The organism is Nostoc sp. DSM 114159 (assembly GCF_053470285.1).
This window is the reverse complement of record NZ_JBPFEH010000001.1, coordinates 4,625,085-4,638,469: the sequence shown is the minus strand read 5'-3', so window position 1 is coordinate 4,638,469 and position 13,385 is coordinate 4,625,085. Positions and strand designations below refer to the sequence as shown.

General features: G+C 41.0%; 11 protein-coding genes. 5 read left to right on the top strand and 6 right to left on the bottom strand.

What is annotated here, in order from left to right; all coding sequences use genetic code 11:
- Positions 1-34 precede the first annotated feature (34 nt).
- Both ACR5KR_RS19180 and lipB read right to left on the bottom strand, forming a co-directional pair.
- Positions 35-235, bottom strand: a complete 201-nt coding sequence (locus ACR5KR_RS19180; protein ID WP_445630957.1) for a hypothetical protein — start codon at positions 233-235, stop codon at positions 35-37.
- 252 nt (positions 236-487) lie between these two features.
- Entirely contained in the window at positions 488-1,192 is a 705-nt protein-coding gene (lipB, locus tag ACR5KR_RS19175; RefSeq protein ID WP_448267622.1) for a lipoyl(octanoyl) transferase LipB, read from the bottom strand.
- A gap of 620 nt (positions 1,193-1,812) precedes the next feature.
- On the opposite strand from lipB, the gene hpf reads away from it, so the two are divergent.
- Together hpf and ACR5KR_RS19165 are read left to right on the top strand one after the other, a co-directional pair.
- Positions 1,813-2,460, top strand: coding sequence for a ribosome hibernation-promoting factor, HPF/YfiA family (gene hpf / locus ACR5KR_RS19170; RefSeq protein ID WP_445630959.1), 648 nt, complete (start codon positions 1,813-1,815; stop codon positions 2,458-2,460).
- Between the two features lie 645 nt (positions 2,461-3,105).
- Positions 3,106-3,297 carry a hypothetical protein gene (locus ACR5KR_RS19165; protein WP_292860261.1) on the top strand — a complete coding sequence of 64 codons (192 nt, stop codon included), beginning with the start codon at positions 3,106-3,108 and terminating at the stop codon, positions 3,295-3,297.
- A gap of 40 nt (positions 3,298-3,337) precedes the next feature.
- Here the strand turns inward: ACR5KR_RS19165 and ACR5KR_RS19160 are convergent, their stop codons facing one another.
- Together ACR5KR_RS19160 and ACR5KR_RS19155 are read right to left on the bottom strand one after the other, a co-directional pair.
- Positions 3,338-4,195 carry a sulfurtransferase gene (locus tag ACR5KR_RS19160; RefSeq protein WP_448267620.1) on the bottom strand — a complete coding sequence of 286 codons (858 nt, stop codon included), beginning with the start codon at positions 4,193-4,195 and terminating at the stop codon, positions 3,338-3,340.
- 440 nt (positions 4,196-4,635) lie between these two features.
- On the bottom strand, positions 4,636-6,210 hold the full coding sequence (locus tag ACR5KR_RS19155) for an adenosine deaminase (protein ID WP_448267619.1): 1,575 nt from the start codon (positions 6,208-6,210) through the stop codon (positions 4,636-4,638).
- Between the two features lie 710 nt (positions 6,211-6,920).
- Here ACR5KR_RS19155 and acs point away from each other — a divergent pair.
- The 3 genes from acs (at position 6,921) to ACR5KR_RS19140 (ending at position 11,162) form a co-directional block, all read left to right on the top strand.
- Positions 6,921-8,894: an acetate--CoA ligase gene (acs, locus tag ACR5KR_RS19150; protein WP_448267618.1), complete on the top strand. Its 1,974-nt coding sequence runs from the start codon at positions 6,921-6,923 to the stop codon at positions 8,892-8,894.
- Positions 8,895-9,159: 265 nt separating this feature from the next.
- Positions 9,160-9,840, top strand: a complete 681-nt coding sequence (locus ACR5KR_RS19145) for a tetratricopeptide repeat protein (RefSeq protein WP_448267617.1) — start codon at positions 9,160-9,162, stop codon at positions 9,838-9,840.
- A 542-nt stretch (positions 9,841-10,382) separates the two neighbouring features.
- On the top strand, positions 10,383-11,162 hold the full coding sequence (locus tag ACR5KR_RS19140; protein WP_448267616.1) for a Uma2 family endonuclease: 780 nt from the start codon (positions 10,383-10,385) through the stop codon (positions 11,160-11,162).
- Here ACR5KR_RS19140 and ACR5KR_RS19135 read toward each other — a convergent pair.
- Both ACR5KR_RS19135 and ACR5KR_RS19130 read right to left on the bottom strand, forming a co-directional pair.
- Entirely contained in the window at positions 11,159-11,740 is a 582-nt protein-coding gene (locus ACR5KR_RS19135; protein ID WP_448267615.1) for a Uma2 family endonuclease, read from the bottom strand. The two genes, ACR5KR_RS19140 and ACR5KR_RS19135, sit on opposite strands and share 4 nt — an antisense overlap.
- A 48-nt stretch (positions 11,741-11,788) precedes the next feature.
- A complete protein-coding gene (locus ACR5KR_RS19130) occupies positions 11,789-13,384 on the bottom strand; it encodes a DHA2 family efflux MFS transporter permease subunit (protein WP_448267613.1) in 1,596 nt (531 codons plus the stop codon).
- Between the last annotated feature and the right edge of the window lies 1 nt (position 13,385).

Genomic DNA, 13,385 nt, shown 5'->3' with positions numbered 1-13,385 from the left:
AACTCAGCACTCATAACTCAGCACTCAGCACTCTTTAAAGGTACTCGCGCAAAAAATCAAAGGGATCGTCTTCCCAACAAGGTTCAGGTATTAGCCAAAATAAACTACCGCTGATGTCGGCTTCAATTTCATCACCGTCGTCTCTATCAAATAGTTCTATCAAAGCTGTCCAATCACGTTCTCTGAGAGATGTTATCGATGGGGCATCTAGCTGGAGATTATTTGAGTAATTCACGCGCAAAGTTGTGCTTGACAGCCGTAAAAAGTTAGTCTAGAAGTCTAGAAATAATCAGATTCTAGCTTTGATAATCGCAGTTATACTAATTCAAAATACAAAAAGTATGATTTAATCTGGCTTTTTAGGTTTATATCGATCGCATTCTTTTTTTTAATGAGTATTAAATAGTTATTTTGATACTATTAAATATGGACTACTCTTATAAGTGTCTCACAATTTAAATAGGACTGCTATAGTATTTATTACATATTACAAGCGGAATTTACTCAAGCTAGAAAAACCTTGAGGCTGAGATTCTACTAATTCCACGCCAAAGACTTCCGCAAAAGATTGTGCTATATAAAAACGCACTTCTTGGCAGGTGATACCTGGAATCCATTCGGCTAAACTGCCTACAGGTTTGTCAGAAATACCACAGGGGACAATGCGCTCAAAGCCTGTCATGTCTGGACAAACATTTAACGCAAAGCCGTGCATAGTAATCCAACGGCTGACTTTAATACCAATAGCCGCAACTTTTCGCCCTTGCAACCAAACGCCAGTAAAAGCCGGAATTCTTTCTCCTTGCAATCCATAAATTGCCAATACGCGAATTATTACTTCTTCGAGTTGCCGTAAGTACCAATGGAGGTCTTTGCGATAACGTTGCAGATTTAAAATTGGATAGCCCACGAGTTGACCGGGACAATGGTAAGTAACCTCACCGCCTCGTTCAACTCTATGCACATCGTATTCACCTTTGTCAATCTCAAATTTGATAAAGTCTGAGTTGCTTCCTTGTCCCAAAGTGTAGATAGGTGGATGTTCTAGCAAAATTAACACGTCATCTAGACTTGGGTCGTGAATGCGCTCGCTTAGAAGCGATCGCTGCCATCCATGAGCTTCTAAGTAAGGCATTAATCCTTGATTATACAGCAAACAAATTTTTTTTTGCGATCTGATACTATGGATCATCCCAAAATTCAACCGTATAAAGAACTAAATATATTTCAAGTTACATAATGAGAATCAAAAATTGTCAAGCTTTGCAAAGGATTTTAAAGGAAAGTCAAGGGAAGATGCATTAGAAAAAACAAAGTGCTAGCTTGAATATTAACCTCAATAGGTTTTAGGAGGAATTCTCTGCAATAAGCATTATGCCAAGACAATAAGGAAGAATGTACTGGCTGATGACTTTAATATCATTGTTTGCATTTCAAACAGAATCAAACTTCCACAGAACCTTGTATTCTTGAACAACAGCAAGCAAACCTCAATCGAACACAGAAGGAGCAAATATCAACAGTTCTGTAAGCATTCCTTTAAAGGAAAAGGTAGTCATAGGAGCTACAATTAGATTTTCTCAACTCTTGAGTGCTAATTGGATATACAATAAGACATCAGCGCAGAGATGAGGAGGTAAATCAAGGGTATACTTGACAATTCCTCAGATGCAGCAACCTGAGAGATAGCTTAACAGCAGTAGATACAATATAGTTCACAATTTGTTTTGGCGGGAGTAATAAACCTTACCGCAATTTCTTTTCATACAAAGCAAATTCACACATCTAAAATATTCAGCGGGAGAGTATTACATGAAGCTTGTCATCCACGGCAAAAATATTGAAATCACCGATGCGATTCGTGAGTATGTACATCAAAAAATTGAAAAAGCAGTTAGTCACTTTCAAAGCATTACAAATGAAGTGGATGTGCATCTTAGCGTCGCCCGGAATCCCCGAATTAATACAAGACAAGCGGCTGAAGTAACTATTTATGCTAATGGTAGCGTTATTCGTGCCGAGGAAAGCAGCGAGAGCCTATATGCCAGCATTGACTTAGTTGCAGATAAAATTGCGCGTCAACTGCGGAAATATAAAGAACGGCGTCAAGACCACAAAACTCACGCTCAACCAACAGAAGTAGTTATTCCAGAGTCGATAGTAACAGATTTAATTGGCGATCGCACCGCCGAATTGCCCAACGAAGTCGTCCGCACCAAATATTTTTCTATGCCGCCGATGACTGTTGCAGAAGCTCTAGAACAACTGCAACTCGTAGGACACGACTTTTATATGTTCCATAATTCTGAAACTGGAGAGATTAATGTAATTTACGAACGTAACCACGGCGGTTATGGTGTCATCCATCCCCGCAATGGTAACGGAAATACTAACGGCAAAAATGGCAAGGCAAGCCATACTAATATAGTCATGCCGGAAAAGTCGCATTCTGGTAAATAGGCACTGGAGAATAGGGAGATCAGGAGAGGAGGGGAGAAGTTGCAGTAAGTCTTTCTTCTCTCCACCTCTGCCTCTTCTAATGTCCATTTCCTCATTTCGCAAACTTTTGCTAAGTTTTCAGATATTTAGAAAAGATTTTCACTTTAAAATAGCAAACTTATCCATAACTTTCTAGATGATGTCTGCACAAGCTAGATAGTAAAGATTGACAGTTTCTCTAGTTTGGAAGTAGACATCAGACTTTTGTGTTGTACTGCGCAAAACATAGCCACATCTGCTTCACTTTGCATCCATAGTACCGAAGGAATTTTTTATCGAACATAATTCAGGAGTCAGGAGCAAAGCCAAAGAAGCTCCGCCTCCGATAGAATATAGCCCATCACATGACAACTCATACTTTTTATTTATCCAACCCTATTTTTAAGTTAGATACAAAATTTGAGAAAGTTGTGAGCAAATATTTCAATTAAACAGTTTTTTCATCTATTAAAAATAAATTTTCAAAATTGAGTATTCAGAATAGGTTAAACTGCATATATAAGCTGACAGAATATTAGTACCATTGTGCAACAAATCTTAATACATAGGTTAAGAATAAGTGGGTTTTGTTGGCATATATTGAATGACATTAAGGAGGTAAATATCATGCAAAAAGAATATATGGAGATTTTAGAATCATTAATTAATCAACTGACATTATCTGCAATATTAGAAATGTTAGAACGAATATGTCACAAAAAAGCGGAAAATCTGAGAACTCATTGGCAAGATGAGACTTCAGCAAAGCTTTGGGATAAAGCCGCTAGACAGATAGAACAGATAAATGTTGATGTCTGATTGAAGAATAATTCAGAATTCAGGAGTCAAGTTTATACCCTTATTGCATAACTCTGCTATCAATTGGGAGCGAAAGATCGCGAGACCATTCATTCCAAGAGCCAAAATAATTTTTAGCAGAAATTCCTGCCTCTTCAAGGGCTATTAATGTATTCGCAGCCCTTGAACCCTTAAAGCAGTAAATGTACACAATTGACTTTGAAGTAATACCTACTGACTGACAAATTTTTCGGATTTCATCTGGCGATCGGAACGTAGGGATTTCCGATTCAGAATTCATCAGATGATGCCATTCTAACCATACAGAGTTAGGGATTCTACCTTTGCGGGGACAAAAATCAGGATGGTAAGGAGAAGAACTCAACCCAAGCCATTCGTTGCGATCGCGCACATCTAATTTAATAATTGCTGGATTCTCAATTGCTTGCAACATCTCTGTGGTAGTCACCATTATGTCAGCATTGGGATGCAATCTAAATATGCTGCTTTCACGCTTCGGTACTTCATCGGTAGTAGGTAATCCTGCCTTGAGCCATGCTTTATATCCTCCATGTAAAATAGATACCTGAGTGCAACCCAAATATTTCAGTAAGAAAGCTGCTCGACAAGATTGACCATAACCTTTATTTAAAGCATCTTCATACACAATTAAATGTTCTGCACCAGATATTCCTACCCTGCTCATGATTTCTGCAAAATACTCTTGTAATTCCTTCAATCCTGTTGGGGAGGAATTCTCTAAAAGATAGGTGAAAAAATCTCTAATATTTATGGCTTGATAAATATGAGAAATATCATAATCTTCTTGACTTCGTGTATCGATAATCACAGTTTGTGATGATTTTTCTGCTAACAGTGACGTGACTTCTTGAGGAGAAATGAGGAGTTTTTTATTCACGCTTTCATGCTTCTGTTATGTACCATTAGGCATTATCGCCCTTGGTAGATTTGCATTTTGGAGTGCAAATTACAGAAGAATAAATGTTGAATGTTACGAGAGAACTTGCATTGGAGAATTTTCAGTCAGAATTTCGGCACTAATTAGCGTTAAATGTTGATCGCGCCCTACTTACAGCAACCTTCTAAGTACTTCAGTTTCTAAACCTTGACATTGGTAGCGATCGCTAACTAACATTGCAAACTCATAGCAATTCTCTATGAAGATGCGCCTAATTATTTTGCAACATAGCGAAATTTCTCTAAAAAACCTCTGCGTGCCTCTGCGTTAACCTCCGCGTACCTTTGCGTTGAAAAAAAGTTAGGATTTAGCGCAGCTTCACAAATAAACGGTATCAGCTTCATTTGTACCGCGCAATTTACTTAAGCTAGCAATGGCTATCAAAGCCAGTTCTGCAATGGCTCAAACCGAGCAAACTCCGACTCTAGCTGCCATTGAATCCGCGCGCGATCGCTCTTTTGCAAAAAAGCACTGCACCCTTGAGAAACAGAGGTTTCACCAGGGGTATCGCTTGCACAAGCTCCAACCATTGCCTTAAACTCAGGCGACTTCCAGAGACTATTTCCCGGAGCGAAACTATATTCTAAGCTATTGCGAGCCAGTCGCTTGAGGTCTTTATATCCCAGTCCATATCTCGTTGCTGCTAACAGATATTCATGACTCAAATCAATGCGGGAAATGCCTTCATCATCTGAAGCAAGGGTCATTGGTACTCCAGCCTTCCAATACTCCCTAAAAGGATGCTCATCTCCCTGGACATTCAAAATGACCTCATTACTGGTCAGGCAGATTTCGACCAACACGCCGAGTCGCCGCATTTGCTCCATCAACTCGAAGGGACGCTCCTCAAAAAGAATATCCACGCCATGTCCGATGCGAGATGCCTGTGCCACTTCTACAGCTTGCCGAATATGAAAACGTAAATCCTCGGTCGGAACCAAACCGAGGGTTAACTCTCCTGCATGGAGTGCGACCTTGACATTGGGATATTGGCGTTTGAAAAATTGCAGCATTTGCATTTGCAGAGTGTAGTCGCGCAGTGCAATCGGGTTGTCTTCTGGGGCGACGAGATTAATGCCAACTACCCGCGAATCCGATGAAGCTAGTGCAAAGGCATAAGCTAACTGAGCAAACACTTCAACGGGCGACTTTGTTCTTGTCGTTTGCTGCAAATAGCGCACCGTCACTGCACATCCAGGCTGTGCTGATGGAGTGCCGCAACCGAGTGTTTTCGAGACTTCGCTCTCCAACTGTGCAAATTGCTGGCTGCCCAGTGTCACTAGCTTGGTTAATCCTCCTTTGAGCAATTGACGGTGCATCTCTTGCAAATCTTTATTCCAACCAACTTCACGCCCTAGCTGTCGAACCTCACTCCCCTGAACGGTAAGCATTAACTCTAGATAATTAATATGCTGCGAAGCTGCCCGATTTGCTACTTCCGCGACCATATCATCCCGACGGCTCATAGAGTCTGATATTGGCCCAAAACCACTAAAAGCTGCAAAAAATTGGTCGTGTCCTGATTTACCAGCAAATTGGAGGTTGCGAGTAGACCAACGATTTATTAAGGAATCATAAACAGATGTTCGGTTTAACAATTCTGAAGCTGGAAAATAGCTACTGTCCTGACCGCAAGCTTTAGGTTCAACTAAAGTCCCTACCTTTGGATTCACACAATACCCATCGGTGGCAGCCCACTCTAGATAGTGTTCTGCGTACACAGCCCCGCTTAGATGACTGTGGATATCTCCTCCCTTCGGCATTCGCTGTACAAATGCTCGTAAAGCGCCTGACTGTGCGCGATGGGCTTCAAACCAACTAGCAGCTTGAGCTTCACTCCGAGTCGAGGTTTGTTGCGAATTAGATGGGACTTGGGCTGCTACACTGAAGATAAAACAGCTAGAACTCGTTAATACTCCTAAAAACAAATAATATAAGGGCGCTCGTCTACGCATATAGATTTATTTTTTTGTAAAACATGGCCAGTATGAGTGTAGTTATCATGCTGTTTAAAACTATCAACTATCAATCTTTATAAGCCAAATAAACTATAACCTAAGATAGATACGTATTAATTAATTTTATTTAGTTCAATCAGAACTTATCATTTTTTAACATTAGGATTGCCAGCACATCCGCTTACTTCGCGCCCACTCGAACCAAGTGCTGACATCGATAGTCACAGTGTTCTTACTTTTCTTCCTACTTTTGCAACAGTTTCATCATTATTCATTCAAAAGTGCTTTTTGCACTCTTGGGGAAAAGGGTGCATGTTATTGCGAGCGAAACAAAGTGAAGCGATCGCGTAGCATCTCGTAGAGAAGCAATCGCAAAATCTCCAACTAAGAACTAGTTCATGCGATTGATTGTCTGCGACACGCACTTGCGTTCGTAGTTCCTCCTCTCTACAAGAGGCTGCGCGATCGCAATGATAGTTATTCTTTCAGTGCAAAATAAAAACTGGGATGCATTCCTTAATAACTCTATTGCATCTGGGGATTCATTCAGACTCAATAATGGTATTAACTGATTAAGTTCTAGATGAAAATGAATGTAAACTAAATAACTCGGCAATTTTTATCTAGCTTAACGAAAATCTAAATAGCGTCTAGCCCAACTAAGCTAAAAATAGTTTTCAGTAACAATACCGTTCGTAAATGTAATCATGTCTCAACCAACTATAGAATCAATCCTACAAGAAAACCGCCTCTTTCATCCTAGTTCAGAATTCTCGCAGAACGCCCATATCAAAAGTCTGGATGACTATCAGCGTCTCTTTGACAAAGCTAAAGCCGATCCGCAGCAATTTTGGGCAGATTTAGCTGGAAAAGAATTAGAATGGTTCCAAAAATGGGACACAGTATTAGATTGGCAACCACCTTTTGCTAAGTGGTTTGTTGGCGGTAAGATGAATATTTCTTACAACTGCCTTGACAGACATCTCACTACCTGGCGCAAAAATAAAGCCGCATTGATTTGGGAAGGAGAACCAGGTGATTCCCGTACCCTTACCTACGCCCAACTGCACCGGGAAGTTTGCCAGTTTGCCAATGCATTGAAGCAACTAGGCGTACAAAAAGGCGATCGCGTTGGTATTTATATGCCGATGATTCCCGAAGCTGCGATCGCGATGTTAGCCTGTGCCCGAATCGGCGCACCCCATAGTGTGGTATTTGGTGGTTTTAGTGCCGAAGCTTTGCGCGATCGCTTAATCGATGCTCAAGCTAAACTGGTAATCACGGCTGATGGTGGTTGGCGCAAAGATGCGATCGTTCCTCTCAAGGCACAGGTAGATAAAGCCTTGGCTGATGGTGCTGTTCCCAGCGTTGAAAATGTCCTCGTTGTCAAGCGCACCGGACAAGAAACTTATATGCAGTTGGGCGGACGCGACCATTGGTGGCATGATTTGCAAAAAGGTGTATCAGCCGATTGTCCCGCCGAACCGATGGACAGTGAAGATATGCTGTTTGTCCTCTACACTTCAGGCAGTACGGGTAAACCGAAGGGCGTAGTGCATACAACTGCTGGTTATAATCTGTATACCCATATCACCACCAAGTGGATCTTTGACCTGCAAGACACAGATGTATATTGGTGTACTGCCGATGTCGGTTGGATTACGGGACACAGCTACATTGTCTACGGCCCTCTTTCCAACGGTGCAACCACGATAATGTACGAAGGTGCGCCCCGTGCTTCTAATCCTGGCTGCTTTTGGGATGTAATTGAAAAATACGGCGTGAATATTTTTTATACAGCACCTACAGCAATTCGGGCATTTATTAAGATGGGCGAACAACATCCGAATGCGCGAAACTTGTCTTCGTTGCGTTTGCTGGGAACCGTCGGCGAACCGATTAACCCCGAAGCTTGGATGTGGTATCACAAAGTTATAGGTGGAGAACGTTGTCCAATAGTTGATACTTGGTGGCAAACGGAAACCGGCGGTATCATGATTACACCGCTACCAGGAGCAATTCCCACTAAACCCGGTTCGGCAACCCTTCCCTTCCCTGGAATTATTGCAGATATCGTGGATTTAGAAGGAAACACCGTACCCAATAAGGAAGGTGGTTATCTGGCGGTGCGCCATCCCTGGCCAGGAATGATGCGGACAGTTTACGGCGATCCAGAACGCTTCCGCCGCACTTATTGGGAACACATTCCGCCCCAAAATGGTAACTATACTTACTTTGCTGGTGATGGCGCAAGACTTGATGAAGACGGTTACTTTTGGGTAATGGGTCGTGTGGATGACGTGTTGAATGTATCAGGACACCGACTCGGTACAATGGAAGTAGAATCAGCCTTAGTTTCGCATCCAGCAGTTGCAGAAGCGGCGGTAGTGGGTAAGCCAGATGAACTTAAGGGTGAAGAAGTAGTGGCTTTTGTGACTTTAGAAGGCACTTATCAGGGAAGTGAAGAACTGAGTAAAGAACTCAAGCAGCACGTTGTCAAAGAAATCGGTGCGATCGCACGTCCGGGAGAAATTCGCTTTACAGACGCTTTGCCCAAAACGCGATCGGGTAAGATTATGCGGCGCTTGCTGCGGAATCTAGCCGCCGGACAAGAGGTATCTGGAGATACTTCGACATTGGAAGATCGGGGTGTGTTGGATAAGTTACGAGAAGGTGTGTAAATAATTCCAAATTAGCTTAATAAGGGCGCATATCAATACTGGACGCTTTGTGGATTTCTAACTCGGAATTGGATTTGGGAAAAGGTTAAGGGGTAAAGGTTAAAGGTTTTTTCTTTCCCCTTTCCCCTGCCCTTTTTCCCCAAAATCCGACAAGTATTGGGGCGCATATATATGTGCGCCCTTATCGTCTCTCTTGTGATGCATTACGCGCTAACGCAGGCCAATTTATCATAAAGATTAGAACATTATTGAGGCATTCAGGGCGATGAAGGTGAAGTGCAAATCCAAATCAGCATTTGTTCAACCTGTTGGCTGCATGATGCTGAGTATTTTCAGTGTAATGGGGATATCACCATTAGTGTTAGCGGTTCCTGGAAAAGTTTCTTTGCATTCGCCAGAACAGCTTGCACAGAGACAACCACAAAAAATCGCCCAATCTTCAGGTACAGATACACCAGAGCGATCGCAGCTAATCCAACAAGCTAATACTCTGTATAGTCAAGGAGACTTTAAAGGTGCAGAAGAAAATTTACGCCAATTTATTAAAAAATTCCCAGAAGATGCTTTTGGGCACTTTCAATTAGGAAATGTGCTTTTTCAGCAAAAAAAATCAGAAGAAGCAATTAGCGCCTATCGAGAAGCCATTCGTCTGAAGCCAAAATATGCTCTAGCCTACAATGCAAGCGGTATGGTTTACGCAAGTCAAAGTCGCTGGCAAGAAGCCATTACTGAATATAAAAAAGCTCTGGAAATTAATCCTAATTATGGCGAGGCACTGACTAATTTTGCGCTAGCAATGTGGCAAACAAATAAAAAAGATGAGGCGCTATCTTCTTTAGAAAAAGCTTTAAATATTTTCAAATCACAGAATAGAGGTGAAAAAGTTAACCAAGTAGAACGAATTTTAAAAGAGATCAAAACTGCTGATGACACTGGTGTTTCATGAAAATCATAGTTAAGAAGAGTTGCTGCGATCGGCTTTAAGGATGCTTTGCCTGAAATGCGATCGGGTATTATGCGTCTATTACTGCGGAATTTTGCATCTGGTTTGTAATGATTGTGGGGTGGGCTAGCCCACCCTCTAAAAAGTATCGAAACAAAATATTAGATTGTAATGAATGAAATATTTCTGTTAGACAGAGAAACTGTAAGAGTGATTTTTCACATGGACGGGAGATACACAAGGGTAATCTGGGAACGTTCTGAAAATACTGTATGGGCAGGCATAGGATGGATTTTTGATATACCAACTGATGTAATACCATACCATTTACGAGCAATAGGTTCTCATTTTCTATTATCTATAGTTAAGCCGAATGCGAATGATTATGAGGATATAGAAAATATGCGCAGTAATCGTAATAGCTTTTTTCATATAGAAAGATTGACTTTTGTTATATAAATGGCATCTAACCTAGTAGCGCGTCTATTCAAAAATAGTAAAATAGCAATCTAAAATAAAAATTAGACAAACCTTCGTTAAAGCCTATGACTTCCCTATCGGCATTAACTTTACCCGACCACACCCAGTTACCAGACTCAGACGGTACATTCGTGAAAAATCTTCAGGAGCATCCGCAAAGTATTTTAATCACAGATTCAATTAAACCTATTTTAGAGAAACTTCATCCTGACGGTCAATATTGTATTGGACAAGATTCTGGGATCTACTGGCGATTGACAGAACCTCCTGAAAAAGGAGCTGAAGCACCAGACTGGTTTTATGTACCCAATGTACCACCGACACTTAACAGTAAAATGCGCCGTTCTTATGTGCTGTGGAAAGAGTACGTCGCGCCCTTGATTGTGATTGAATTTGTCTCTGGAGATGGTTCAGAAGAACGAGATAACACACCGCCATCTCAAGGTGAAGGTGGAAATGTTGGTAAGTTTTGGGTTTATGAGCAGGCTATTCGAGTGCCTTATTATGGAATTTATGAAGTAGCAAAAGCACAGGTTGAAGTGTATCACCTAGTCGATAATACTTATCAACTGATGCAACCCAATGAACGAGGACATTACCCAATTGCTCCTATGGGTGTAGAGTTAGGAATCTGGCAAGGATTTTATCAAAATGCAGAGTTACCTTGGTTGCGGTGGTGGGATGCACAAGGAAATTTACTGCTAACTGGTGAGGAACGGGCGGAAGTTGAGCGACAAAAGGCTGAAACTGAACGACAGAAGCGGCTTTTAATTACAGAGAAGTTGCGTACTCTGTCTCTTGAACAACTCAACGCTTTAGGAATTGACCCAGAAATGTTAGATTAGAAAATATTTTCATCTGTCAATATTACATCTTCATATATTTCTGCGATCGCACACCGAAAATCAACGCTAGCTAAATGCACTTCTCCCTCTTGTTCATAAGGGTAAAGTACCCACTGTCCTTGTTCGTTGCGGCGGAAGCATTCTACATTCATTCTGTCTGGTGAAATTAGCACATATTCTTGCAGCGATTCTAAGTGTCGGTAACTAGCAAATTTCTTCCCTCTATCATAGCCTTCGGTTGATTCAGAAAGCACTTCAATAATTAAGCAAGGATGGGACTTAAAATATTCAAATTCTTTATCTCGTGTATCGCAAGTCACCATTACATCGGGATAAAAATAGCGATTTATAGCCTCGATTTGTGCTTTCATATCTAACATATAGACACGGCACCCAGTACCCCGGAGATGGTTTCGCAGCAGTACAAACAAGTTTCCTACTACAGTTACATGAGCATCACTTGCCCCTGCCATTGCGTAGACTTGCCCATCAATATACTCGTGTTTGATTTCGCTTACTTTCTCGCCTTCTAAATATTCTTCTGGGGAGATATAGTACTCACTTTGGCTAATGACCATTTTAGTACCTTACTAGTTTGATCAAACATTTTAACTTATAGAACAAATCTAATGAGCAACAGCGCCACCAGTTGGCTTCACCTTTTTGAGGAATAAAATAGCAATCCCACTAACTAATAAAGCAATACCAATAAAGTAGAAACAATCGTTAAAAGCCATCACAAATGCTTCCCGACGGACTATATTGGATATAGATGCGATCGCTTGATTTTGTGCTGTACTTAAATCTGCTCCGCGACTAATAAAATACTGCGTCATTTGGTCAATTCGCTGTTGAGTTTCTGGGTTATATAAAGATACTCCATCACCCAATCTATTCGAGTGGAATTGCTCTCTATTTGCTAATAAAGTTGCTAAAGAAGCAATTCCAATAGAACCGCCTAGATTCCGCATCATATTAAATAAACCACTTGCCGATCCTGCTTCTTTCGGATTCAAACCAGCAGTAGCAATAGAACTAAGCGGCACCATAATTAGGGGTTGTCCCATTGCGCGCACAAATTGCGACCAGCGTAATTGATCTAACCCTGTTTCATTAGTCATTCCAGAGTTCATAAATGCACTGATGGAAAACAAAGTCACACCAAAAGCTACCATGAAACGCACGTCAAAGCGTTGCATCAATTTTGGTATGAAGGGAATAATAAACAGTTGGGGAATACCGGCCCAAATTAATACTTCACCAATTTGCAGAGCGTTGTATTGTTGAATTTGAGCGAGATACAACGGTAAAATATAAATTGAACCATACAATCCTACTCCCAACGACACATTAACAATACTGGCTAAACCAAAGTTACGTCTAGATAAAAGCCGTAAATTAATAAATGGTTGCTTACGAGTTAATTCTATAAAGAAAAATATCGCCAAAAAGATTACTGCTACTATACTTAAGCGCACAATTAATGCTGAACCAAACCAATCTTTACGACTACCTTCTTCTAAAACAACTTGTAATGAACCTAAGCCAATAGCCATCGCAATAATTCCCCACCAATCACCTTGTTTCAGTAAATTAATTTGGGGTTTTTCTTGCTTAATTCCATACCAAACACCAGCCAGCATTAATGCGCCTGGAATTACATTGATATAAAAATTGTATTCCCAACCAAAATTTTCGGTTAACCAACCTCCTAATGTCGGGCCAATTGAGGGTGCAAAAACTGCACTAAACCCAAATGCAGCCAGTCCGACTGATTGTTTTGATTGAGGTAAAGTTGTTAAGACAACTGTCATAGCAGTGGGAATTAAAACTCCTCCGCTAAAACCTTGCAAGGCACGAAAGAAAATCATGGAATTAAGATCCCATGCCCAAGCACAGCATATAGAAAAGAAAATAAATAGTGCAGTATTCACTAACAGATAACGCTGCAATGAAAACACCCGTGATAACCAGCCTGTTAGAGGAATTACCACAATTTCTGCTACAAGATACGCGGTAGAAATCCAAGAACCTTCTTCGAGAGTTGCTCCTAAACTTGCTTGAATATCTTGCAGCGAAGCATTAGTTATTTGAATATCCAATACCGCCATAAATGCACCAAGCATACTGGCTAATACACCAATCCAAGTTTTTAGCGGTACACGCTCTGGTGGTAAAGCAGGATTTTGCCCTTGCTGACGAATTACACCTGTATTAGCCATA

Coding starts and splice junctions, on each gene's coding strand:
- hpf (WP_445630959.1), top strand. CDS start 1,813: ATGAAGCTTGTCATCCACGGCAAAAATATTGAAATCACCGATGCGATT.
- ACR5KR_RS19135 (WP_448267615.1), bottom strand. CDS start 11,740: ATGGTCATTAGCCAAAGTGAGTACTATATCTCCCCAGAAGAATATTTA.
- ACR5KR_RS19140 (WP_448267616.1), top strand. CDS start 10,383: ATGACTTCCCTATCGGCATTAACTTTACCCGACCACACCCAGTTACCA.
- acs (WP_448267618.1), top strand. CDS start 6,921: ATGTCTCAACCAACTATAGAATCAATCCTACAAGAAAACCGCCTCTTT.
- ACR5KR_RS19145 (WP_448267617.1), top strand. CDS start 9,160: ATGAAGGTGAAGTGCAAATCCAAATCAGCATTTGTTCAACCTGTTGGC.
- ACR5KR_RS19165 (WP_292860261.1), top strand. CDS start 3,106: ATGCAAAAAGAATATATGGAGATTTTAGAATCATTAATTAATCAACTG.
- ACR5KR_RS19130 (WP_448267613.1), bottom strand. CDS start 13,384: ATGGCTAATACAGGTGTAATTCGTCAGCAAGGGCAAAATCCTGCTTTA.
- ACR5KR_RS19155 (WP_448267619.1), bottom strand. CDS start 6,210: ATGCGTAGACGAGCGCCCTTATATTATTTGTTTTTAGGAGTATTAACG.
- lipB (WP_448267622.1), bottom strand. CDS start 1,192: ATGATCCATAGTATCAGATCGCAAAAAAAAATTTGTTTGCTGTATAAT.